Genomic DNA, 23,465 nt, shown 5'->3' with positions numbered 1-23,465 from the left:
TATGCTAGAATTTAAAGATGGAAAATGTATTTGCGGTACAGTTCGTGTTGGTGAACGCGGGCAAATTGTAATTCCAAAGAAAGCAAGAGAATATTTTAATGTTGAAGCTGGTGACAGCCTAATTGTGATTGGCGATAAGAGTAATAATACCATGACAATTATGAAAGCAGATAGTTTAAACGAGTTTGTCTTGCAGTTAAAATCACTGGAGGATGAGAAATGAGTAAAATATTAATAGTCGGTGGTGTAGCTGTTGGTGCTACTGCTGCTGCTCGACTGAGCCGACTAAACAATAATGATGAAATCATCATTTTCGAACGTGGTAAGCATGTCTCATTTGCCAATTGTGGATTACCATATTACATTGGAGATATCATTAAAGAGCGCGAAGTGCTGTTACTCCAAACCCCACAAAAATTTAATAAGCGATATGGCGTTCAGGTTAGAATAAACAGCGAAGTAATTAATATAGACTCCCTAAAGAAAGAAATTGAAATAGTAGACACTACTTCTGGTTATAGATATTCAGAAAGTTATGACTATCTAATCTTAGCTCCGGGAGCTAATCCAATTCATCCAGAAATTAAAGGACTTTCGAATGCTAAAAATGTCTATTTTTTAAGAAACATTAATGATGTTGACTCATTATTCAATCAATGTCAGATATCAAATAAGCAGAATGCTTTGGTAATTGGTGGTGGTTTTATTGGCGTTGAGGTTGCAGAAAATTTACTTGAGAGAGGTTTTTCAGTAACTCTAGTTAATAAATCAAAGCATATTCTTGCGCCCTTTGACGAAGAAATGTCAGTTATGATTGAAAATATATTAATTGAAAAGGGTATTAATATTATTAACAATACATCAGTTAATGCCTTCTTGGAGGAAGGTAAACTTGTAATCCTTGATAATGGGAATAATTTACATGTTGACTTTTCTGTACTATCTATCGGTGTATCTCCTGAGATTAAACTCGCACAGAAGGCTGGCTTACAAATTGGAGTAACTGGCGGAATAAAAACAAATGAATTCTTGCAGACAAGTAACCCAAGCATTTATGCAGGTGGTGATGCAGCCGAAATTAAGAGTTTGATCACTGGAGAACCCGTGCGAATTCCTCTAGCTGGTCCTGCAAATAGACAAGCTGTAATTATTGCCGATAATATTCATGGTCGTAATAAAAAGTATTTTGGAAGTATTGGTAGTAGTGTACTAAAGATTTTTGAATATACTGCTGCTTCAACTGGTTTAAATGCTGATCAACTCAGAGGGAGTAACATGAATTTTGAAGAAATCCATATTACTCGTAGTAATCATGCTAGTTATTATCCAAATTCAAGCGATGTTACATTAAAGGTTCTTTTTAATCCCGATACAGGAAAAATTTTAGGTGCTCAAGCTATTGGAAAAGAAGGAACCGAAAAGCGAATTGATGTAATTGCAACAGCAATTAAAGCTGGATTTATTGTTCAGGATTTAACAGAACTAGAACTAACCTATGCACCTCCATACTCAAGTGCAAAGGACCCAGTAAATATTGCTGGTTATGTAGCTATGAACACTATTGAAGGAATTCATAAAACATTTAAAGTCCAGGATGTTGAATCGCTCGTGAATTCTGGTATTAAAATTGTTGATGTAAGAACGCCAGAGGAGTACAAACTCGGGAATATTCCTGGAAGTATTAATATACCAATTGATGATATCCAAACAAGAAAAACGCAAATTCCTAATGAAGATATTCTCTACGTCGTATGTCAGGTTGGTTTACGTGGATATCTCGCGCAACAGTTTTTAAAGCAATCCTGTCCAAATATTACAGTATATAATTTAAGTGGGGGCTATAAATTGTATGAAGAATATATTCGACAAAACAAAAAAGTATAATACAAATAATATATAACTAAATGAAAGGGAGAGAAATAAATGAAATCAATTGCAGTAGAAGAATTATTGAAACTCGATACTAATAATATCGCAATTATTGATGTTCGAGAAATTAACGAGTTTCAATCCGGTCATATCTCTGGAGCTACAAACATTCCAGCAGCAGGTTTATTCTACAATCCAGAAAAATTTTTGGATATACACAATCATTACTATTTAATTTGCGAGTCAGGTGGTAGAAGTTCAGCAGTTTGTAATCGACTAACAGAGCTTGGATATAATGTAACTAATGTGTCTGGTGGCATGTCTATGTTTAGACACATGAAAGGGGAATAAAAAGTGTTTTTCACAAAAAAATATCCAAATATATCAGCAAAAGAAATAGATGTTAAGAACCATACAATAATTGATGTTCGCAGCAAGGAAGAATTTGCAGCTGGACATTTACCAAGATCTAAAAATATTGAACTATCTAAACTTCTAAAACACCCAGAAATACTAGATAAAAATCATGAGTATTACATTATCTGTGCTTCCGGAATGAGAAGTGGTAAAGCTTGTCGCATTTTAACGAAGCAAGGATACCAAGTAATTAATATTAAAGGTGGCATAATGGGTTATAAAGCCAAACTGGTCTAATTGACTGTTATATTAAAATTGAATTGCTTACTTCAAAATGTTTTGCAAAATAAACAGAATAAATAAATGACTTGGATAAAAAACATAAAATAGATATTTATATTTTATGTTTTTTCTTTTGTTATAAGTTGAATTTTCAAGGAATGGCAAAGGTAAAAGCATAAAAATACCAACTGGAACGCAATAAATATGCATGTATCCAAGAAAATATACAGCTAAAGACGAAGTTACTATAATATAAATATATGGAAGATAACTCATATTTCTGAGTCTAGCTATGTAAAAAATTAGTGGCAAGAATAAACCGAAGTAAGAATAATCACTAAAACGTGACAAGATTAAACATGGTAGAAGTGATGCAAAGAATAGCAACATATTTTTTTTATAACAATATAGTAGTATTAATGATAAAATAAATGTAAACATGACAGTTCCAGACCACACATCGAAAACAAGATAGTATGGAATAATAGAGAAACACAATGTAAGAATTATTCGCACAAAATACTTTTTTAAATTGCTTGTATGTAAAAAACCCTTCATAATAAAATAAGACATAATCGGAAATGTTAATCTGCCAATGATTCTGAAGATAATAATATTCGGAAAAAATACAACTCCAACATGATCAATTACCATTGCTATTATTGCAATGGTTTTTAGTTGTGTTGTTGTTAAACCCATCAAAAACTTCATTATATTAACCTCTAGAAATAAAAGTAAGACTAGAGATAATAATAAATCAGTTTTATGTCAATTCCGTGACAAATATTTGATATTTTTTTACAGTTCTTTATCTTGTCCATACTAATAATGGGAAAATATATTGATAAATTTGCTATAATATATATAACTCGGATTGAGGAGGATTTAATATGTTCAGATTTTTTAAGTCAAATCGTCTGGTAAAGCTGCAACAAGTATATGGGTTATTAATCTTATTAATTATAATAAATGGAGTTTTATTATATGTAAAGATTTTTATTACCCAGAGTTTTGATTGGGTTGATCTAATAATTAATTTTGGTGCGCTTGTAGCAGTCTCTATTGGTTATTTTGGTGGAATAGCCGCCGCGGCAATATTTGGATTTTTGTATATTGTTTGGTATACCGTTTGGTTAACGACTTATGCGCCAAGTCCAATTTGGATTGACTACGTGAGAATTATTTTGATTCCAACAATGTGCGGGATGGCAAGTTACGTCCGGCGATTGCAAATAGATGTTATGATTGCTTATCGACGATTAAAGAAAGCGGGCGCGATCACTTTAATTGATGAGCGCGTTGGTATTGCAAACTTGTCAGCATTTGAGGATGATTTAGGAGTCCAAGAGTCTATTCGTGAACAATATCCAAGATACCGATATATGGTTTCAATATTGCGGATTGAGTTTATTGATTTTATAAAGGATGAACTTGGGGTTGAACCATTCTATGACTTGATTAATTCATTGCATATTAAGTATCAGAACATTTTATCTATAAATGAAAAAATGTATTGGAATGGGAAAGATGCATTCATGTTTTTATTGCCATATGGTGCGGAAGAACGAGGGAAAAATTTGAAACGTTTACTCATAGAAGCAAGCTTAAATACGTCGACTTTTGAACAATTATCTATTCAAGTAAAATATGGCATGACTAATAATATAGAACTCAAACATATTATTCAGGTAAAGGGTGTTGATGGTGCATTATATAAATTAAGACAATTGACGGAGGAGGATATTGATGGTGAATATATACGCTAGTGTTTTTCAAATATTCTTGCTTGCAATATCGGGAACAGTACTACTATTTTTTACTATTACAACAATTGTTCTGGTGATTTTCACGATAATTCTAAGAAGAAAGTATATTGCTCATTATAAAAAGCAATATCGAGGTAATTAATATGGCGGTAGTTTTTGCGATATTATTGGTTTTTTCAGTCATCTCAATTTGGTTATCAATTGCTGAATCATTGGTAATTATTATCGGAGCGTTACGGTTTCACTTTAAGAAGTTAGCTGAGACAGTCAATTTTGCTGATATTGATTGGGATAATTTGCCAATGGTTACGGTTATCGTTCCGGCTCATGATGAAGAGCCGGTTATTGGTTTGACTATGGAGCGGATTTTAGCAATGAATTATCCGAGGGATAGGATGCAATTAATTGTTATGGATGATAACTCTTCAGATAAAACGGCATTAGTTATGAAGCAAGTGAAAAAGAAGTATGAGAAGCGGGATATTATTATCCAAACAATCAGTGGTGAGGGACAAGGTGGAGGTAAGTCCAAAGTATTAAATTTAGCGCGTGAATTTGCTGTCGGTGAGTATATTTGTATTTATGATGCGGATGCTGCTCCGGAACGAAATGCCTTGCTTTTTTTGGTACGAAAGGCACTGGAAGATCCAAAATATGGAGCGATTTTTGGTAGGAATAAGGCACGAAACCGTGATCGCAACTTCTTGACACAAATGATTAACCTGGAGTTAGTGGTTTCACAGCGAATTGTGCATACCGGTCGCTGGGAGTTATTTCGTCTTGGTCAGATTCCGGGCACCAATTTTATTATTAAGCGCTCAGTGGTCGAGGAAATCGGTGGCTGGGATGAGAAGGCTCTTACTGAAGACACCGAGCTTGGTTTTGCGGTGATGACAAAGGGATATCGGATTGCCCTGGAAAGTCGCTCGGAGGCATATCAGCAAGAGCCAGAACAGGTTTCTGTATATGTTAAGCAACGAACGCGATGGGCGAAGGGCAACTTATATGTTGTAGTTAAAAACTTGAAGCGTTTGGTAACCCATAATGATTGGCGGATAAAGCTAGAAACATTTTATTATATATCGACATACTTTTGGTTTTTACTGGCAGTAGTCATCTCGGATATACTATTTCTGCTTGGAATCATTTTTGCGCTGCTAAACTTATTTGGCCTTGGCCTGGTCTTTCCAATTGAACTCTCGCACGGTGTATATATTATTTTTGTAGTTTCCTGGGGACTTATGTACACTTTATATGTATTGCAAATTAATTTGGCGTTAGTTACTGATAAAGGGCAGAGTACTGTTCGTAACTTTATTATGTCATGTGTATCATATTTCACTTACGCCCAACTATTTATTTTAATCTCGCTGCGTGCTTATGGATCCTATTTGTTGGACGTTATCTTTAAGCGCAAAAGTAAGTGGTATAAGACGGAACGTTATTAGTTACATCGTAAGTACAATCAAAAAAATTCACTTAATCAAACAGCAAGAATAAATTTAATAAATATATAGAAAATGAACTAAAAGTAGATTTCAATGAATGGTCTCCTTAATTACAGCCATCAATTATCTATGATAAAATGGAGTAGTATAGATGTGCACGTATTCATGGTCATAAAAGCTTTTCTCATGACTTTTATCTACATATAAAAATCACTATCTCATAATATTCATATAATTTAGATTATATTACCTCTAGAAGAGTTACAAATCATACAACTATAAAAAAGATGAATAGTAAGTTTAGCATACAAAAAAGAGGAGCCAGTACTGGCTTCTCTTTTCAAATTTATTGTAATTTTACAGTCTTTTGTAAATGCATAGCTTACAATAAGTAAAGTAGTTTTATATTTCCTAAAGCTAAGTATTTTTAATATTGCCTAGTGTAAATAGTGAATTAACTCATTTCAAACCTATTACTATTTAAGAGCTGCTTGTAAATTCTTTAGATTCTCTCGCATCAAGGTAAAGTAAGTTTGACCACCATCAATTTCAGCTTGAGTAAGGGTCTCTAAGTTGTAGATTGGCAGGGTGCTGATATCTAACTCGTTAGCTAATACATCAGCTTGTTTGTTGCTTACATTTTTTTCAGCAAGAATATATTGTGTATTGTGGGCTTTTAATTCATCAGCAATTTCAACTAATTGCGCCGAAGAGAGTTCAGAATCACCGGTAAATCCTGAGAGCGCAACTTGGTTTAAATGGTATTCGTCTGCAAGGTATCCGTAGGCAGCGTGGGTAACAAAGAAGGTGTCTTCAGCATATGGCTCCAGTCCGGTACTAAATTCATCATTCAAGGTCGCCAGTTCTGTTTTTAATGTCTCGAAGTTGGCTTCGAAAGCGGCTGCTTGATCAGGAAGTTTACGTACCAGCTCATTTTTAATGTTTTCAGCCATGAAGCTTGCCCGTACGGGATCAAGCCAGATGTGGGGATCAAATTCATGATTGTGTTCTTCATCGTGACTAGCTTCGCTTTCATCATGGTCATGATCATGTTCTTCATCATGATTAGCTTCGCTTTCATTGTGGTCATGATCATGTTCTTCATCATGATTAGCTTCGCTTTCATTGTGGTCATGATCGTGATTGTGACCACCTTCAATGGTAGCAACTCCGGCAGCAACATCAACGAATTCTAAATTAGGAGCAGCGGCTTTTAATTTCTCGGTGATGGTATGGTAATCACCGATGTCGATATTAAGGAAGAGGTCAGCATCATTGAGGTCGACAATTTCTTGTGGGGTCGGGTCATAGATGTGTGAGTCTGAGCCGTTGGCGAAGACACTTTGCACATCGACAGCGTCGCCGCCGATACGTTTGGTAAATTCAACGATGGGATAGACAGTTGTTTTAATGGTGAGTACATTACTGTTATCCGGGTTTATGTTTTGGCAGGCAGCTAAGGGAATAAGCGCCAAGCTAAGTGCAGCAATTACAGTGATAATTTTTTTCATATGGTCCTCCTAAGGATATAAGTTGATTTTGTTGACATATTTTTTAGTGTCATGATAGAATGAGGTTATTAAAGACCTCTGAAGTCTGTAATAACCAAAAAAATTTACTCTAAAGCATCGGCTAAAGATTTATCTTTCAAGCAGCTGTATATGTGACTTTCGTAACCTTTCATAATTTCTTCTTCACAATCAGTTCTGGCCAGAATTAGCATCGTATGCAGGGCTAAGTTGGAAAAGTTCAATTTTTGTTCTATCTCTATTAAAGACCTCTAATGTCCTTAATAAGATATCATTTCTATTTATTTTTGTCAAATATTATGGCTTTATGCAAAACAATTTATTGGAAGGATGTTATTTTTTGAAATGTAATATCAATTTTTTAAGAAACTAAGTATAACCGAAGCAAAGAGGAGTTATATAAAAAGTATATATACAAACCCAAGAAAAACAAACTGTTCATGCAGTTCAACTGTAAATAAATGAATAATATTAGGAGATGTTAGTATGATAATAGGTGATTATAAATACGATACACAATTACTACTAGAAGGAGAAAATCTTAATGAAGATGTGATTGGCAAGGAAATAGAAGCAAGTATCCCTGGTGATTGCTTGCTAGTTGTCGGTGATGAAGAGCTATTAAAAATACACTACCATACAAATGAACCCTGGGATTTGATTAGGCACTGCTCGCTTCAAGGCGAAATCTTTGATATTGTCATCGAAGATATGGATAGACAGTCAAGAGGTTTAAAGGGATAATAAGATTCACTATGCATTGTGCTTAATAATGTAAGTATATATTTAATCTTAGTTTCTTCAATTAGAATAAATAACAATAAGTCTAATTTGTTATCGGTTAACTTTATTACGATATTTAACATATAAGTTACTTAAAAAAACGGGAGGTCCATGATGAAAGTACGTAAAAAAGTAGAGTTTAGTGTATTATCAATTGTATTGATGCTCGGTGTATTCGCCGGAATCAGTAGTTTTAATCCAATGCCGGTCGCTGCATGTGATTCGGCGGCGGAATGTCAGGCTGAGTATGATCGGATTCAGGCAGAGCGTGAAGCCAATCAGCAAAAGCTTGATGGCTATAAAAATGACTATGAAGGAATTACCGAGAAGATTAGAATCTTGGAGAATGGAATTAGTCAAACTAAAGAGCAGATTGCAGTTATTGAGGCAACAATTACAACATTGCAAAGTGAGATTACCACATTAGAAGCTGAAATTGCTGAGAAGCATGAAATCATTCGTGAGCGCATGAGTTCAATGCAGCTTGCCAATAAAGGAAATCAATATCTTGATTTTATTTTAAATGCCAGTTCATTAACTGATGTTATTCACCGAAGCGAGGCAGTTTCGCAAATTACTGGAGCCGATAAGGAATTAATCCGTGAGATTAATGAGAAGCGGCTTGCGGTTGAAACCAAGAAAGCTGAGCAAGAAACCAAGCGTGCTGATTTGACAACAAAGCAGACTGATTTGGAAGCACAGTATGCAACTCAAGATGGATTGCGGGCAGAAATGGTTAGTTTAATTGCTGCCGCTGAAGCACACGACGCAAACCTAGAGCAAAGTGAACAAGATATTCAAAACCAATTAGATGAGTTTAATAATGGTGTGCCATCAACTTCTTATTTTAGTTTACCAACACCTACGGGCGTGGTAACTTGTGAGTTTGGTTGTTATAGTGGTCATATTGGTACTGACATTGGTGGTTTAGGATATGGTACGCCAATCCTTTCTATCGGTAATGGTCGAGTACTGGAAACTTTATCTGGTTGTTCGCAAGGCAGTGGTACAAGTTACTGCGGCGGTGGATATGGTAACTATGTAGTTGTTGGTTATATTGTTGACGGTACGTCATATGTCGCAATGTATGCTCATCTGCAGTCACCGGCGGTCAGTCGCGGGGATGTTGTTTCCCAAGGCCAGACGATTGGTTATTCCGGATTTTCTGGTTTAGGAACCGGACCGCATTTACATTTAGAAATTTTGAAAAACATAGAATACTTTCCAGGAGATAAGGGCATTCGGTATCAATACGTTATTAATACCCGTGATGTGATAAGTTATCCTGGCGCATGGTAACATTTAATTTGAAATAATAGTTGTTCAGTAATCAATACTCCTAAGATTATTAAATTAAAAGATAATGACAACACGATTAGTGCACGTTTTTGTATAAATAGCCACTGAAATGATTTGAATACTAATGAAGTTAGCTAAGTTAGACTAATTCGAAAGTTTACTGTTTAACAAATAGCATATTACTTTATAAACAGCAAAAAATGATGTTGTTATAAGATATCAATTATGTAATTAGTTCTATCACAATAATATTTCATGACTGATTTGAACTCATAAAAGAAGAAGAGGAATGAGTTTATGCCCGAAAATTTATTGCTCTTTTTGAAGTTATATTTAATTAATAATATCACTTGACAATTCGTAGTTAGTTATGTAAATGTCTAAATACACATATATTCGTGTAATTGTTATTTTATTGTATAAGGTTTTGAGAAGAAGAAAAATAGCAAAAAAAGTATAATAGGAGATGACCTGTAAAATGCATATATGTAGTATTATATCTTATAACCTATTTAAAAACCTATTCAGATTGCAAAGAAGAGCAAACAGCAGTGATACGCACAATTATGCTGAAATTAAAACCAATAGAAAAAAATGGTAACCAAAAACAAGTATAATATTATTATAGAAAATCAGTTAGAAATAACAGATTATGACCATTTAGGTAAATTAATAGTCTATGCAACTGGACATGATGCGGAAATACAAATATGGATTGTTAAAGACGTTCGAGAAGAACACCAGCAAGCGATTGAATGGCTGAATGACAACTCACTCGATGAAATAAATATTTTCTTAGTTAAATTAGAACTTTGGAGAATTGGCGATTCTCAACCAAGTCCAAAGTTTCAAATAATAAGCCAACCTAACAGTTGGGCAAAAACAATTAAAAAAACGATGAACGATAAACTAACTGAATCCAGAACAGCGTAGCTTGCTTTTTGGGATGGTCTTAGAAACTACTACGACAAGAATACATGTCAGTTTTCAATTAATACGCCACGAGCTAAAATGTGGTATAATATCGCTATTGGAAGCAGCTACTGTTTTATTGCTTTAAACTACAATACGATAGCAAAACAAGTTTCAATTGAACTTTATATTACTGATCAAAAAGCATTATATTATCACATTGAAAAAAGCAAAACAACTATTAATGAAGCAATAAGCGAGTCGCTGGAGTGGATGCCACTAGAAGGTAAGAAAGCCTGCCGAATAAAGCTCAATGCACCATTAGAAGTCGATGCAAGCGGAGAAAATTGGGATGAAGTATATAGTTGGATTAAAGCACAAGTGCCAATTTTCAAGAACGTATTTACTCCATACATTAAATCATATACAAAATAAAAGCATATAATCAGAAAAAAACGAATATAAAACTCACTATTTCACAATATTCATATAATAAAGGTTATGTAAACTAAGATAAGGCAATTCATAATATATATTACGAGAACGGAAATCAAAAATAAATTTATAAAACCCTATAATTCAAATTCACATCCGTTCTTGAAGATTGATTTCGCATATTATTATAATATAAAATTTTCCTTGGGTTAAATTATCAATTAGACCTATTCACCATAAAAGCTGTCTTGCGCATGTTTAAAATGCAAAAGTAATTTTTCTCTTGCCAATTTTGCTGGGCTCGTTTCCGGAGCAATTACATCAAATCCATGAAAACAGCCTGGTAATACATCATATGCTGATTCGACTCCAGCTTCCTTTAATTGTTCCATATACTCTATTGTTTCATCACAAAATGGATCTAGGCTTCCAACATAAGCATATGCAGGTGGTAAATTCACAAAATCAATTAGACGACCTGGAGCTGCGTAGTATGGAACATTTCCGTTTTCATAATAAGCTCCCAAATATAGCTGCCAAGCTAACATATTGGATTTGAAATTCCATACAGGTGTGTTAATATAATGCGAAGTTCTTGTCTTCATCCGATCATCTAGCATTGGATATATCAACATTTGAAAAGCAATTGAAATCTCCCCTACATCTCTAGCATATATTGCTAGTGCAGCTGCAAGCCCACCGCCAGCACTTACACCACCAACCATTAATTGTTCAGCATTAATATTATAACTACTCGCATAATTTTTCATCCATTTTAATGCACTATAACAATCAAGTAGTGCCGCTGGATACGGTTGCTCTACCGAAAGTAGATAATCGGGTGCAACAACTACGCAATCAAAAGCTTCGACGAATTCTTTTATTATACCAACTTCTTGCTCAGGAGTACCAAATGCATACCCTCCACCGTGCATCCATAAAATGCCAGTCATTTCCTTTTTAGGATTTACTGGTGAATAAATTACTAATCTTAATTTGCTTTCCAAATTCATTTCTCTGTCAATATACACCTCTTTAACTAACATGTTTTTAAATCTTCTAAATTTATTTAGTTTTAATAAAAGATTCATTTTTTTAAATGTTGAGCGCTTAAAGTCAGGAAATAAAAACCGAATGACCTTTGCGTATACTTGTAATTCTGGATGGATTTGTCTATCACCAATATTCATACTTAAACTCCTAATTCAATTTACATGCGAATGATAAATTATAATAGCTTGCCAGCAGCAAATATATAAAGTGATACTCGTATTCGTTATAAGATATTATCAATCTTTATATCCTTATTCATAAGATTAAACATGTACTATCTGTGTTGAACAAGTAACTGCTGTCAAGTAATGTCTCGTGCACCAAACATGTACATACCTCCTATTTAATAATCAGTGCTGCTAACAAAACAACAATAATAATGAACGGTAGTATCGACATAAATAAAAATAACCTGCGCATTGACTTCGTTGAGTAAACTTGAGCTGTATCAAAGTTAATTGATTCTGTTTTTCTAACAAGTTCGTCTTTTGTTCTGATTAAACTAAATTGGCCTGGGCTATCAGATAAGAAATGTTGTGCATAAGGAAAGCAAATTAATTGAGCCGGCTCATTAGAGAAAAGACCAGGATACCAAGAATTAATTTCTAAATTTAAACTCTTAATTGGAATTTGCAAGGCCTTTTCAACTTCGAGGGGATTAAATTTTAATGCAAAAACTGCATCATCATTATTAGATAATTCTCGACCATATCCTATTGAGAAGTTCCCTTCAAGCCATAATCGTTGATCCAAAAGGTTTACTTGACCATTTTTAATATCACTTGTAAAAACTAATCCTCGCGATTCATCATTCTTTACTACATCAACAATTACACTGCCATCAAAATTTGTTGTAATTATTGCACTTTTGCAATCGGGTAAAACTAATCCGCCGGATTTATCATAACTTAGCGTATTACTGTCATAATCGACAATTATCCAGCTTAACAACCCTGTTTCCTTATGTTCAGCAATAATATAAAACTCCATCCTTTGTCCCCAAAATGCACTTGTATGTACATTGAAGCAACCAAAGATACAATAATACTTTGGTTCATCATCAATAAATACTTTTGATTTTACTAGTTTAAAATTATCTGGCACTAATTTTTTTGCCCAATCTAAATTGATAATTTCATAAGCTAAAAAATAACTATATGGTTCCACAACAAACCCCATATATGGCATTTTCTTAGCCGAAGATTCAACAATATAGTTTTGTATTTTTTTAGGTAGAAACCGGCTGAATGGTGATAAAAAATGTATCATACCAACTTCCATTGGGTTAATTATTTTCTCAATTCCTTTTGTAAATTTATACTTATCCATAAATATTCTTCCTCTCATTTTGTAAGTACTTAGTTTCTGCACAGTACTAAGTATATAACAATAAATTTATATTAGAAAAATACAGTCGCAAAATTATTTCAAGAATATATGTTAAACAAATATACAAAGAGATCGCAATTAGCGATCCCATTTTCTAGAAAATAATTCTGGCTGCAGAACTGTAACAATCTATGCTCTTCCTATTCAAAATAATTGTTAATCCTGCAACTTCATTGTACTTCTATTATTGATATTTGTAAACTAATTTGATAATGATTGTATTACTATATCTATATAAAAAAATTAAAAATGCATATGTTTTATAAATTTTCCAAATAATCCAAGAGCAACAAGTCCAATAACGATTACTAAGAATAATTCTGGCTGCTGACCGGTTGGTGGTAAGCTTAAGTTGGGTACACTTTGTTGGACAGTATTTATTAGAAATTTCAATTCATGATATATCATCAAATTAATTTTAAAAACAGATTTAAGGAATCTGTTTTTTTATTTTATATTAGGAGTAGATATATGAGTAATCGGTATAGCATTGAAGAACGTTACACAATTGTTAATAGAGAGAGGAAAGAAAAGAGTGTGAAGGAAATTTGTACGCATTATAAAATATCTAGGACAACATATTATAATTGGGAAAGATCTTTTAAAATAAGAATTACAAACGAGAACAAACTATTTACATATAGAGATGTTCAATTGCTAGAAGAAAAAAATAGAAAGTTAAAAAAAATAATTGAAATTTATAATAGGACTGGATGTAGTATCCAATTTACATTATATAAAAAAATAAGAGCAATTGAAAAAACAGAAGGAAGAATTGTGGATAGACATTGTAGAAAAGATATAATCAACAATTGAAGTAAAAGTTATTAGGCAAAACATTTAAATTTTAAATAGATTTAAGAGTTTTAAACGGGGTTGTTTTATTAAATGGTTGTATTAAGCCAATACGAATGTTATAATTAATTTACAAATTATATTTGAATTATCTCAAAGCAATACAATAAATGAAAGAGTTCGAGTAGTTTATGGTAATCGCACCATTTGATTTGAATACACTTTATTGAATAATATTCATTAGAAGTTTCAATTCAAGATATATCATCAAATTAATTTTTAAAACAGATTCCATGAATCTGTTTTTTTATTTATGCAAATTCGGAGTAATTAGTGTAAAAAGGACATGGAGGAAAGAATTACTGTGAAAGTGTACACCCTAAAGAATGTGAAAAGGCTATAATAGATTTAAAGATATGGACACTCTTATTATAGAATGCTTTAAGATGGCTTCTATCAGTTCATCTAGACTGATTTATTTTATTGCTAGTGGGACATATAATTTGTATGTTTTATAACAAATTATATTTAAGTTCGTTTGAAAATAGGATAATCCAATTATAATTTTTTTTGTATATTTTCCGGGTATTCTGGAGTTGTTAAAAATTTATTCAATCAAAAGAAAAATACATAGTGGTGTGAATGAAAAGTGAAAAATGTTATTTTATATGAAAAGCATTAAAAGCAGTACTGTTGTGCTATTATTAGTTGATATATTTTTCGTTAAATTAACAGGGAGGGATTAATTATGAAAAAAATCAAGAATTTTGTGGGAGCCATATTATTGCTATCCGTTTTCGCTTTTACAAGTATTCTAGTAAACACAAACAATCCAATAACAGTTCAGGCGGCCAGCAATCCGGCTGATGCACCGACTGATTGGGCATTTGATGCCAGTAGTGTAGAATTACATGATGCAATATTATTACAATACCCAGCAGTAGATCTGAATAAAGATGGTTTTATTAGTATTAATGAAGCTGGTGCAAAAACTGGTGAAATAATTTTACGCGAAAAAAACATTTCTGGAACGTTAAACGGTATTGAATATTTTGTCAATATTGTATTCATTGATTTAGTTCAAAACAATATAAGTGGTTCTATTCCAGATGGTATTGGTAATATAACAAAACTTGAAGATTTGAGAATGGCTAATAATAAAATATCCGGATCAATTCCTACGAGTATAGGTAATCTAACGAGTCTTAAGACTATATGGTTAGGGAAAAATAAACTTACCGGAACAATACCACAAGAAATTGGAAATCTGAGCAATCTGGAGCGTTTAGATTTATCGAGTAATCAGTTATCTGGAGCAATTCCAGAAACGATAGGTAATTTGAATAAACTTTTAGATCTATTTTTAAATAGCAATAAATTAAGTGGGGAGCTTCCGGATACGCTTCAAAATCTAACGGTTATTGGTCAATTTACTGTTAGTGCAAATCAATTGAGCGGATCAATTCCGGTATGGTTTGAAAAATGGGAGAAGGTAAACACAATTTTTATGTCAAGTAATTATTTTAGTGGCGAAGTTCCAGGCGCTATTGGAAATATGCCAAAATTATTTCAAATCACACTCAATAATAATAGACTAACAGGCGTTTCAAAAGATGTTGCTAACTCTACTACACTAAAATATATGCCTTTGGATTACAACAACATAACCTCGTTGCCACAAGAGGTGTATGATCTTATAGTAGAAGCTTATGCACCAAATACATCTTTAGTAAGGCTTTCAAACCAAACAAGTACATTAGAGGCGTCAATAATTGGTATGACAGAAAATGATTATGGATTTGAAGCATATTCTGCTTACGAACAGTTTCCAAATTATGGTATGTCTTTTAACTATACTTTAGTTTTACCGGATGGTGCGGAACATAATATTAATCCAAGACTTGAAAATGGGAAACTAATTATTGACGGTGCTGATTTAATACAAGCAGGCTCATATACACTGATTGCACATGGTACAGGTGGCTTTCTGGATCCAGTTACCTATACAACATACTTTACTTTAGACGCTAAGCCAGAGGTAGATGATAGTGATTCAAACATAAATGAGCAGTTAGTTGAAGATGGTGGAGTAACACATATTTCTGAGTTACCCGAGACTGGGCTCAATAATAGCGAGATAATTATATTTGGTGGAATTATTGTATGTATTGGAATTTTTGTAATACTAACAAAGAATAAAAAAGTGTGAGTTAACTTTGCAGAATAAGGTTGATGGCAAAGTTGCATCAATAGTTTTGAATGTTATGAAAGCTGATCACGCTAATCGTTAGAGAGAAATTTAAAAGACGCAAACAGTCATTGTTTGCGTCTTTTTTTAATATATCAAATTTACAAAATAAGTTGAAATAAATTTTATCTTTGATACAATTTATTTTATGGGATTCAACGGAGGGATACAGTGAAGAATGTTTTAAGAGTGTTTTTAGCACTTGTAATTGTTTTGGGAATTTTTAATATTGGAATTTTAATTTACAAAGAAAATATTGAGAAAGTTGAGTATTCGAGTGTTCAACTAGATAATTTTATAGAGGTGAACGGCTATAAAATAAACTATAAGACTTATGGTGATGCGAATTCTACAGATTTGCCCACAATCTTTTTGCATGGTTTTAATGCGGCAGCCAATAATGAGTGGAACCATATTGCACCGTATTTGGATGCTAGTAAATTCTATGTTTTTATTGATCTTCCGGGGTTGGGTTTATCTGAAAGACTGACTGATGATGAGAAGCCAACAATGGATTGGCAAACAAATATGCTGCAAAAAATCTTTGCCGAGTTAGTTCCGGATAAACAAGTTAATTTGGTGACAGTTTCATATAGTACTACACAAGGTATGCTATATCTAAAAGAACATGCAGATAAAATTAACAAATTTGTTGCGATAAGTCCGTTGTTCTTCAATCAAGGCGGGGGATCTTTTTCTGCACTTGGTAATGTTCCACTAGGGATTGGCAGTGGATTTACATTTTTAGCTATGGGCGGCGGATTTATAGGGAATTTCTTATATGCGCTTGGGTGTGAGCAGGCAAATGATTTTTGTCCAACACAAGCAGATATTGATACCAGAAACTATAATGCTTCAATAATTGGTACGACAAAAACCTTTGAGCAGTATAATCAATATTTTGAAGAACAAGAATTGGAAGATATCTTAAGGGTAAATAGCGATAAAATAACAGTTATTGTTGGTGAGAACGATGGCTATGTTACTGATATTTCAGAGCAGTTAAATAATTTGGGTGTCAATCAAATTTATTTGATTAAAAATTCCGGACATGTACCACATTTATCTAAGTCAGCTCAAGTAGCGCAGTTAATCAACAATATTTATAGTAATATATAAAAAAGGAAGCTGAATTCAGCTTCCTTTTTATTATTTTAGTAATAATACGAGATAAGTGGTAATAAAGCTAGTTATGCTGGTTATAAACGTTCCCCATAGTAAATCAATTATTGTGATATGTAAGGGCCAGTCTTTAAGTGCCGCCAGATTAGTTAAATCATAAGTTGCATAGCATATAAGTCCTAGGAATGCACCTTTAAGTAGTGCTTCAATTACATTGCCAGATAATACTGCTGGGTGAATAACAAAGAAAACCATACCAGCAATAAAAATGAGATAAAAAATGATTGCCGCCACGAAATTGACTTGTCCAGCCATAAGCGGGCCAAGTGCTTGTTTGTATAAGTCTTTTGAGATAAATACCAACCATATACCATCGATGATTAAGAATATAATTAGAGCAATAACGTATTCTTTTATATAGTTCATTATTTATTACCTCCTTTATTTTTAGGTGGAAGTGGAAAGAATACCGATGTTTTTTCAGCATATTTTTTGTATGCATCCTGTTGCATCATTTTTTTCTCAAGTAGCGGTACCCCGGAAATAAAACGCACAAGCACGGTTATTACAATCGGGCTTATTATCGCTAATATGTTTCCAGTTGAACCTAGAACAATGATAAAGATGCCCCACCAGCTGGTTGCTTCGCCAAAATAGTTTGGATGTCTAGTATATTTCCACAAGCCGGTATCAAGAACTTCTTTGCCATTATTGTTTGCGATGAAATTTCTTAATTGTCGATCGCCGACAACTTCAAACAAAATACCGATGCCCCAGACAATTAGACCAATGACTGTCCATATTGAGAAAACTTTATCCGGCTGCAAGATTCCATAGACATACCCATAAGAAACAAGTGCCATCATAATTGCCTGCATGAGATAAACATTGATGAATGAACCAATTATTTGATGCTTACCCCAACGTTTACGCATGGCAATATATCGATAATCTTCGCCTTTGCCTGCATTTCTTTTGAATAGATGGTAGGAAAGTCGAATACCCCAGACCGAAACGAGAATAGTTAAGATGATACTGATAATATCAAAGTTATTAGAAACCAATAATGTAGTGATTGCGACCACAACAAAGCCAGCACCCCATCCGATATCAACAATTGAGTTGTTCTTTAGTATATTGCCGACAACTAGAAAAATGGAAAAGTATATTGCTATAGTAAGCCACGAAATTAAAATTATAGTATTCATTTTTTTGCCTCCGTTTCATATGCAACTGCAATCGCACCAGCACCAGCAGTTGCTTCAACTACAGGTGATATATTGGAAATGTAATCAGCTTTTTTTCCAATAAGCTGTTCGATTTCTGCAGCAAATTGATCTGCTTTATCTGGACAATTAGCATGCAGAATAACATAGTTGTTAATGCCGGAAATATTATTTTCCTTTGCAATGCTTTTTAATATTTTCTTCTTGAGGCCAGCTTGCGAAAAGGATGCACCAAAAGCAATACCTTCGCCATCTTTGTTTAAAGACATTATAGGTTTAAAATTAAGTGCTTTTAGTATACTAGCCGTTGTATTTGAGACTCTTCCTGAGCGGGCTAAACCTTTGGTTGTATCCAGAGCAACTAAAATTTTGTAGTTTTCTCTTTGAGCTGTAAGGTCGTTTGTTATAGTTTCTAAGTCTTTTCCTTGTTCGCGCAGGGCTACCGCTTTTTTAACAAGTAAGCCTTGTGCTCCGGAATTTAACTTACTGTCAATAACCTGTATTTTCTTATCAGAATATTTTTTAACATATTGATTTAAAGTTTTGTAGGTACCACTCAATTTTCCGGAAACAGTAATAATTATTGCCTCATCATAATGGGCAAATACAAAATCTAAGGTTCTTTCTATCGCGTATAACGAGGGTAAGGAGCTTTTTGGTTGTTGATTAGTATGAGCATTCATAAATGAAAAGTCTTCACTCTGTATTGTTAATCTATCCAAGTATGATTGCCCATTGATTTCTAATGATAACGGAATAACAAAGATTTGTTGTTCCGTTACATATTCTCCGGGTAAGTCCGCTATAGAATCGGTAATAATAGCGATACTACCTTTTTTGTTGCTTCCGACATTTTTTTGGAGTTGCATGTCCTCGACTTTTTGTGTTGTGATTGTTCCGCGAGTTAGTAGATACTTTGCGACTAGGTCCGGGTTATTACTATGGATATGCACTTTTACTAAATCATTTTGTTCTAAGATGAGGGCAGAGTCACCAAAATTTGCCAGTTCTTCTTTAGTAATTGCATCATGCTTTTCCAGCATAAATTCGCAACAGTAACGATATACATCACTATCAGCTAAATCGCTGGTTTCAATTATTACGTTTTCAGTAATCTTTGGTTCATGAGTTAGTATGGACTGATTGGTTTTAGAGAAACTTTGCATGAGGCCCTCTATGAAATAGAACATGCCTTGGGCACCACTGTCAACTACACCACGTTTTTTAAGGACCGGTAATAACTCTGGTGTATTTTGTAATGTCGCATATGTATTGATAATTACTGAGTCAATGTATTCATCAAAATCGTCGTGCTGCTTATAGCTTTCTAGAGTATGCGCCCAGCTTCGCAATATTGTTAGAATTGTACCTTCCACCGGGTCTATTACATAATTATATAGGTTATCGACTGCTTGTTTCATTTTGGTAGAAAAGTCGCTCAGCTCAATTGATGGTGTATCCGGCATTTCTTTTGCACAAAAATCCATGAACTGTGCGAAGATGATGCCGCTGTTGCCGCGAGCGCCGATAAAAGCGCCACGAGCGGCGCTTTTAAATACTTGGGCAATACTTTCTTCATTGCTCATGTATTGGGTAATATTTTTTGCTGTTTCTGAAAGATTTGATCCAGTATCCGCATCAGCTACCGGGAAAACGTTTATTTGATTAAGTTGGTTTTTGTTTTCAATTATTTTTTTGGAACCAATAATAATCCCCTGATAGAATTGGCTGTAATTTATTTTCACGTATCTTCACCCTTTGTTATTGCTTATCTTTTGTGTATTCTAATACAATTATACAAAATAGATGCTTAGACACAATTGATTTACATTAATTTCGTATGGCTCTACTTTGTAGGGCCATACGAAAACTATTTGTGTGAATTTCACTAAGCATTCTCACGGACAATCTTGAAAATAAGTGGTATAAGTGATTTAGGTGGTGAGAAAAATGAAAGTAGTAAAAGATTGGCGCCTTTGGGCAAGTATAATTATTGTTACTTTATTAGGTTTATTATCGGGTATTTTTTCAATTAATGCCGGAGAATATTATAAGTCATTAATTTTGCCGGTATTTGCACCGCCGGCGTGGTTATTCGGGCCGGTATGGATCATATTATATATTCTTATGGGAATAACATTTTATTTTATTTTGACACATGCAGATATGCAGCAAAGAAAGATAATGTTAAGCATGTTTATTGCACAATTTATTCTCAATTTTATATGGTCAGGACTGTTTTTTACACTTCAAAACAATTTGCTTTCGGTTATTGATATTACACTTTTATGGATTCTTTTGTTTATTCAACAAGCATTTTATAGTAAATATAAACCGGTAGCTATGTGGCTGATGGGACCATATTTTTTGTGGGTAACATTCGCGAGTGTATTAAACTATGCCATTTTATTTTTAAACTGACTCTGTATGGTGAATCTTGGTAAAGGTTATGGATTCACAAAAATTTTAAATACATATTGATTTACAAAAAATTATAACAATAGTAATATATGGGTGGTAGGAATAACAATTATTTTGGAGAGGAAGACCATAGATTGTTTTGATTCTACAGCCAAAATCTTTTCTAGAAAAGAGGACCGCTATTTGCGGTCTTTTAATTTTGCGTTTTTAAAGATAGTTGTATTAATCTAATATGGATAGTATAGTTTTTTTGCAATTATTGATTATTTTTTAATTATTATTGCTTCCTCTTTGAAGAAATGAAAAAAGTGTGATAGCATGGAGCTATGATAAGAGGAGGGCATGTAGGTATGAAATTTTGGAATAAAGTATTTATCATTTTGCTTTCAGTGGTAACTATTAGTGTAAGTTTTTCAATGACTGCTTCAGCACTTTCAATTGGTGCTTTTGAATATGCTGATGGCACAGATGGAACCTATTTAGTTGATAATGATGCTAATAAATATGGAGAAAATGTTTTGAATTATAATTATGATAATCCGAGCAATCCACTTTTGGATGAAGAGGGATTCGTTAATTATAATGATATAAGTTATGTTAAGAAGTATGCGACCCAAAGTGATACTGTTCCGGGCCTTTTTGATGTTAATTTAGAGGTGAAAGGGAATAGTCAAGGAACGCCGATTGATTTGGTATTCATTATTGATTTCTCATCAACTATGGTTGGTCAGAAATTAGAGAATACAATTGCTGGGATGAATACTTTTATAGATGAGATTAGTACTTCGTTAGAGGCAGGTACAATTCGGGTTGGGATTGTTACCTATAATCGCCAGGTCATGAGTCTACCCTACACAAGTAGTAAAGCGGATCTATTGAATTTTCTAGCTAATGCTGAAACGCACACAGGAACCTTTATTCAAAAAGGGTTAAATGAAGCTTTGCAAATGTATCAAACATATGGTGACCCGGCACATAGAAATTTGGCAATTCATATTGGTGATGGTAGTGCCAATCGAGCATATTTGCCAGTAAGTGGTGCTACGCTATATCCTAATACAGGTGAGATTACGCCATATAACGGTTATTCTGCAGCCGGATATTATACTGATTTTCAGACTGGTAGCAGTCAATATTACACCAATAGTCAATCGGTAGTGGATGGTGATCCTACGAATGCTATTCTTACTACCAGTGAAGAGATATCTAATTTAACTTTAGGGATGGTTGTGCATTTAAAACAGATAGGTGTTGAATTTTATAATGTCGCTGCGTCACCATCAAGTCGTGGCGAATATATCAGTAAGAATATCGCATCCAATTTAGCTCATTATTTTACTGTTGATGAAAATCTTGAAGGATTAAGTGAAACATTAACGATTGCAGCTAATACCATTAATACCATCCAAGATGGTAAAGTCATTGACCCAATGGGTGAGCATGTTATTTTGGAAAAAGAAAATGGTGTGTTCAGTAATTATACACTTTCCGGTTTTGTTAAAGAAAATGGTGTTTGGGTAGCAAATAATAGCTTAACAAATGGTGTAACAGTACGTGAGCAAGATAATGTTATTTATTTGGAAGGACTGCATATTGGTTATAATGAAAAAGTCACCCTCACATATAAGATCCATTTAAATACTGAGAATAATTTTAAACCAGATGTTTGGTACTTGGCTAATCAACGAACTATTTTAGTACCTACCAGTACAAGCACCGATGAATTTGATTTTCCAATCCCGGCAATTAGAGGCGAAGCAACAACTTTAAATATCACTAAAGCTTGGTCAGACTTTGAAGATCAGTACAATTTACGACCAAATACAATAAGCTATTACGTTACTAGAAATAACACTACTGATCCGAATGCTTGGACAAGAACAACGGAAATGACCTTAGCTCAAGCAGATAACTGGCAACAGCAGATAAATACTGTCACTCCACAATCATCAGCTACTCCTGAAGCTTTGCCACTTTATAACAATAAGGGTGAAATCTTTGATTATAGCATTGTTGAAGTTGGCAATAATGACTATCTGGCTACGGTAAATAATACGGATAATAATATAGTTATTACCAACACTTTAAAGACATTGGATATGACAATTACTAAGGTGAATCAAAATAATCAAGCAATTAGCGGGATTGAGTTTGAATTAACCGGAAAAGACGTTGAATACAACAGTATTCAACAAACCAATGCTCAAGGGCAGATTACTTTTAATGGATTAATTAAAGGAAACTATGTCTTGCATGAGCGGACGCAGTCGGCTCAGTATAAACCAATTGCTGACATTAATATAACTCTTGATTATAATGATGTCGGTGACTTAATTGTGACCGCACCTGAAAATTGGGATTTTAAGATTGTAAACGAAGAAACCGGGACACTTGCTGTGACCGGTGGCGAAATTCAGTTTATGCTCGTGAGTATTATTTTAATGACTGCGGCAGCTTCGATGTTAGCTATTAGTCATCGTTCGCGATTCGATAATCTTTTATAAGAATTTTATAAACGGTATGGCCTCAGG

21 protein-coding genes and 1 pseudogene are annotated in these 23,465 nt (G+C 33.7%); 15 read left to right on the top strand and 7 right to left on the bottom strand.

Annotated elements, in window-relative coordinates:
- Position 1: 1 nt before the first annotated feature.
- Genes FEZ08_RS05325 through FEZ08_RS05310 form a run of 4 tightly spaced genes read left to right on the top strand, consistent with a single transcriptional unit; the run spans position 2 to position 2,523 of the window.
- A complete protein-coding gene (locus FEZ08_RS05325; RefSeq protein WP_138190673.1) occupies positions 2 to 223 on the top strand; it encodes an AbrB/MazE/SpoVT family DNA-binding domain-containing protein in 222 nt (73 codons plus the stop codon).
- Positions 220 to 1,884 (top strand): FAD-dependent oxidoreductase, encoded by a 1,665-nt coding sequence (locus FEZ08_RS05320; protein ID WP_138190672.1) that lies wholly within the window; start codon positions 220 to 222, stop codon positions 1,882 to 1,884. The genes FEZ08_RS05325 and FEZ08_RS05320 overlap by 4 nt, the downstream gene beginning before the upstream one ends.
- A gap of 39 nt (positions 1,885 to 1,923) precedes the next feature.
- Entirely contained in the window at positions 1,924 to 2,220 is a 297-nt protein-coding gene (locus tag FEZ08_RS05315) for a rhodanese-like domain-containing protein (RefSeq protein ID WP_138190671.1), read from the top strand.
- A gap of 3 nt (positions 2,221 to 2,223) precedes the next feature.
- Positions 2,224 to 2,523 (top strand): rhodanese-like domain-containing protein, encoded by a 300-nt coding sequence (locus FEZ08_RS05310; protein ID WP_199288031.1) that lies wholly within the window; start codon positions 2,224 to 2,226, stop codon positions 2,521 to 2,523.
- 27 nt (positions 2,524 to 2,550) lie between these two features.
- Here FEZ08_RS05310 and FEZ08_RS12680 read toward each other — a convergent pair whose 3' ends face one another.
- Positions 2,551 to 3,207, bottom strand: a complete 657-nt coding sequence (locus tag FEZ08_RS12680; protein WP_422386947.1) for a TraX family protein — start codon at positions 3,205 to 3,207, stop codon at positions 2,551 to 2,553.
- A gap of 191 nt (positions 3,208 to 3,398) precedes the next feature.
- Between FEZ08_RS12680 and FEZ08_RS05300 the strand changes: the two genes are divergently transcribed.
- Both FEZ08_RS05300 and FEZ08_RS05295 read left to right on the top strand, forming a co-directional pair.
- On the top strand, positions 3,399 to 4,274 hold the full coding sequence (locus FEZ08_RS05300; protein ID WP_138190669.1) for a hypothetical protein: 876 nt from the start codon (positions 3,399 to 3,401) through the stop codon (positions 4,272 to 4,274).
- Positions 4,275 to 4,417: 143 nt separating this feature from the next.
- Positions 4,418 to 5,722: a glycosyltransferase family 2 protein gene (locus tag FEZ08_RS05295; protein WP_138190668.1), complete on the top strand. Its 1,305-nt coding sequence runs from the start codon at positions 4,418 to 4,420 to the stop codon at positions 5,720 to 5,722.
- A 476-nt stretch (positions 5,723 to 6,198) separates the two neighbouring features.
- Here the strand turns inward: FEZ08_RS05295 and FEZ08_RS05290 are convergent, their stop codons facing one another.
- Positions 6,199 to 7,233: a metal ABC transporter solute-binding protein, Zn/Mn family gene (locus tag FEZ08_RS05290; RefSeq protein WP_138190667.1), complete on the bottom strand. Its 1,035-nt coding sequence runs from the start codon at positions 7,231 to 7,233 to the stop codon at positions 6,199 to 6,201.
- Positions 7,234 to 7,743: 510 nt separating this feature from the next.
- Between FEZ08_RS05290 and FEZ08_RS05285 the strand changes: the two genes are divergently transcribed.
- The 4 genes and pseudogenes from FEZ08_RS05285 to FEZ08_RS05270 form a co-directional block, all read left to right on the top strand.
- Positions 7,744 to 7,995, top strand: a complete 252-nt coding sequence (locus FEZ08_RS05285; protein WP_138190706.1) for a kinase to dihydroxyacetone kinase — start codon at positions 7,744 to 7,746, stop codon at positions 7,993 to 7,995.
- A gap of 150 nt (positions 7,996 to 8,145) precedes the next feature.
- Positions 8,146 to 9,333: a murein hydrolase activator EnvC family protein gene (locus tag FEZ08_RS05280; RefSeq protein ID WP_138190666.1), complete on the top strand. Its 1,188-nt coding sequence runs from the start codon at positions 8,146 to 8,148 to the stop codon at positions 9,331 to 9,333.
- Positions 9,334 to 9,927: 594 nt separating this feature from the next.
- The gene (locus tag FEZ08_RS05275; protein WP_138190665.1) at positions 9,928 to 10,266 is read left to right on the top strand and encodes a hypothetical protein; all 339 of its coding nucleotides are present in this window, start codon (positions 9,928 to 9,930) and stop codon (positions 10,264 to 10,266) included.
- A 15-nt stretch (positions 10,267 to 10,281) separates the two neighbouring features.
- Positions 10,282 to 10,680: pseudogene (locus FEZ08_RS05270) on the top strand (DUF4268 domain-containing protein); the annotation flags it as partial.
- A gap of 227 nt (positions 10,681 to 10,907) precedes the next feature.
- Here the strand turns inward: FEZ08_RS05270 and FEZ08_RS05265 are convergent.
- On the bottom strand, positions 10,908 to 11,870 hold the full coding sequence (locus FEZ08_RS05265) for an alpha/beta hydrolase fold domain-containing protein (RefSeq protein ID WP_138190663.1): 963 nt from the start codon (positions 11,868 to 11,870) through the stop codon (positions 10,908 to 10,910).
- Between the two features lie 202 nt (positions 11,871 to 12,072).
- Positions 12,073 to 13,062, bottom strand: coding sequence for a hypothetical protein (locus tag FEZ08_RS05260; RefSeq protein ID WP_138190662.1), 990 nt, complete (start codon positions 13,060 to 13,062; stop codon positions 12,073 to 12,075).
- Positions 13,063 to 13,593: 531 nt separating this feature from the next.
- Here FEZ08_RS05260 and FEZ08_RS05255 point away from each other — a divergent pair.
- From FEZ08_RS05255 to FEZ08_RS05245, 3 genes are all read left to right on the top strand, one after another.
- The gene (locus FEZ08_RS05255) at positions 13,594 to 13,938 is read left to right on the top strand and encodes a transposase (RefSeq protein ID WP_171014947.1); all 345 of its coding nucleotides are present in this window, start codon (positions 13,594 to 13,596) and stop codon (positions 13,936 to 13,938) included.
- A gap of 727 nt (positions 13,939 to 14,665) precedes the next feature.
- Entirely contained in the window at positions 14,666 to 16,126 is a 1,461-nt protein-coding gene (locus tag FEZ08_RS05250) for a leucine-rich repeat domain-containing protein (protein ID WP_138190660.1), read from the top strand.
- 210 nt (positions 16,127 to 16,336) lie between these two features.
- Positions 16,337 to 17,284, top strand: coding sequence for an alpha/beta fold hydrolase (locus FEZ08_RS05245; RefSeq protein WP_171014946.1), 948 nt, complete (start codon positions 16,337 to 16,339; stop codon positions 17,282 to 17,284).
- Positions 17,285 to 17,314: 30 nt separating this feature from the next.
- Here the strand turns inward: FEZ08_RS05245 and FEZ08_RS05240 are convergent, their stop codons facing one another.
- The 3 genes from FEZ08_RS05240 to FEZ08_RS05230 are packed head-to-tail and all read right to left on the bottom strand — an operon-like array spanning position 17,315 to position 20,258.
- The gene (locus FEZ08_RS05240) at positions 17,315 to 17,713 is read right to left on the bottom strand and encodes a DUF2177 family protein (RefSeq protein ID WP_138190658.1); all 399 of its coding nucleotides are present in this window, start codon (positions 17,711 to 17,713) and stop codon (positions 17,315 to 17,317) included.
- Positions 17,713 to 18,495, bottom strand: coding sequence for a DUF1295 domain-containing protein (locus tag FEZ08_RS05235; RefSeq protein ID WP_138190657.1), 783 nt, complete (start codon positions 18,493 to 18,495; stop codon positions 17,713 to 17,715). The genes FEZ08_RS05240 and FEZ08_RS05235 overlap by 1 nt, the downstream gene beginning before the upstream one ends.
- Positions 18,492 to 20,258: a DegV family protein gene (locus tag FEZ08_RS05230; RefSeq protein WP_138190656.1), complete on the bottom strand. Its 1,767-nt coding sequence runs from the start codon at positions 20,256 to 20,258 to the stop codon at positions 18,492 to 18,494. The genes FEZ08_RS05235 and FEZ08_RS05230 overlap by 4 nt, the downstream gene beginning before the upstream one ends.
- Before the next feature lie 205 nt (positions 20,259 to 20,463).
- On the opposite strand from FEZ08_RS05230, the gene FEZ08_RS05225 reads away from it, so the two are divergent.
- Complete coding sequence (locus FEZ08_RS05225; protein ID WP_138190655.1) at positions 20,464 to 20,934, top strand: TspO/MBR family protein; 471 nt, start codon at positions 20,464 to 20,466, stop codon at positions 20,932 to 20,934.
- A gap of 350 nt (positions 20,935 to 21,284) precedes the next feature.
- Positions 21,285 to 23,438 carry a VWA domain-containing protein gene (locus FEZ08_RS05220; RefSeq protein ID WP_171014945.1) on the top strand — a complete coding sequence of 718 codons (2,154 nt, stop codon included), beginning with the start codon at positions 21,285 to 21,287 and terminating at the stop codon, positions 23,436 to 23,438.
- The last annotated feature ends 27 nt before the right edge of the window (positions 23,439 to 23,465 follow it).

Origin of the sequence: Culicoidibacter larvae (genome assembly GCF_005771635.1) — a bacterium.
GTDB lineage: Bacteria > Bacillota_I > Bacilli_A > Culicoidibacterales > Culicoidibacteraceae > Culicoidibacter > Culicoidibacter larvae.
This window is presented reverse-complemented; position numbering and strand designations above follow the sequence as displayed.

Coding starts and splice junctions, on each gene's coding strand:
- FEZ08_RS05235 (WP_138190657.1), bottom strand. CDS start 18,495: ATGAATACTATAATTTTAATTTCGTGGCTTACTATAGCAATATACTTT.
- FEZ08_RS05320 (WP_138190672.1), top strand. CDS start 220: ATGAGTAAAATATTAATAGTCGGTGGTGTAGCTGTTGGTGCTACTGCT.
- FEZ08_RS05300 (WP_138190669.1), top strand. CDS start 3,399: ATGTTCAGATTTTTTAAGTCAAATCGTCTGGTAAAGCTGCAACAAGTA.
- FEZ08_RS05240 (WP_138190658.1), bottom strand. CDS start 17,713: ATGAACTATATAAAAGAATACGTTATTGCTCTAATTATATTCTTAATC.
- FEZ08_RS05225 (WP_138190655.1), top strand. CDS start 20,464: ATGAAAGTAGTAAAAGATTGGCGCCTTTGGGCAAGTATAATTATTGTT.
- FEZ08_RS05325 (WP_138190673.1), top strand. CDS start 2: ATGCTAGAATTTAAAGATGGAAAATGTATTTGCGGTACAGTTCGTGTT.
- FEZ08_RS05255 (WP_171014947.1), top strand. CDS start 13,594: ATGAGTAATCGGTATAGCATTGAAGAACGTTACACAATTGTTAATAGA.
- FEZ08_RS05290 (WP_138190667.1), bottom strand. CDS start 7,233: ATGAAAAAAATTATCACTGTAATTGCTGCACTTAGCTTGGCGCTTATT.
- FEZ08_RS05260 (WP_138190662.1), bottom strand. CDS start 13,062: ATGGATAAGTATAAATTTACAAAAGGAATTGAGAAAATAATTAACCCA.
- FEZ08_RS05315 (WP_138190671.1), top strand. CDS start 1,924: ATGAAATCAATTGCAGTAGAAGAATTATTGAAACTCGATACTAATAAT.
- FEZ08_RS05250 (WP_138190660.1), top strand. CDS start 14,666: ATGAAAAAAATCAAGAATTTTGTGGGAGCCATATTATTGCTATCCGTT.
- FEZ08_RS05265 (WP_138190663.1), bottom strand. CDS start 11,870: ATGAATATTGGTGATAGACAAATCCATCCAGAATTACAAGTATACGCA.
- FEZ08_RS05220 (WP_171014945.1), top strand. CDS start 21,285: ATGAAATTTTGGAATAAAGTATTTATCATTTTGCTTTCAGTGGTAACT.
- FEZ08_RS05295 (WP_138190668.1), top strand. CDS start 4,418: ATGGCGGTAGTTTTTGCGATATTATTGGTTTTTTCAGTCATCTCAATT.
- FEZ08_RS12680 (WP_422386947.1), bottom strand. CDS start 3,207: ATGGGTTTAACAACAACACAACTAAAAACCATTGCAATAATAGCAATG.
- FEZ08_RS05275 (WP_138190665.1), top strand. CDS start 9,928: ATGGTAACCAAAAACAAGTATAATATTATTATAGAAAATCAGTTAGAA.
- FEZ08_RS05280 (WP_138190666.1), top strand. CDS start 8,146: ATGATGAAAGTACGTAAAAAAGTAGAGTTTAGTGTATTATCAATTGTA.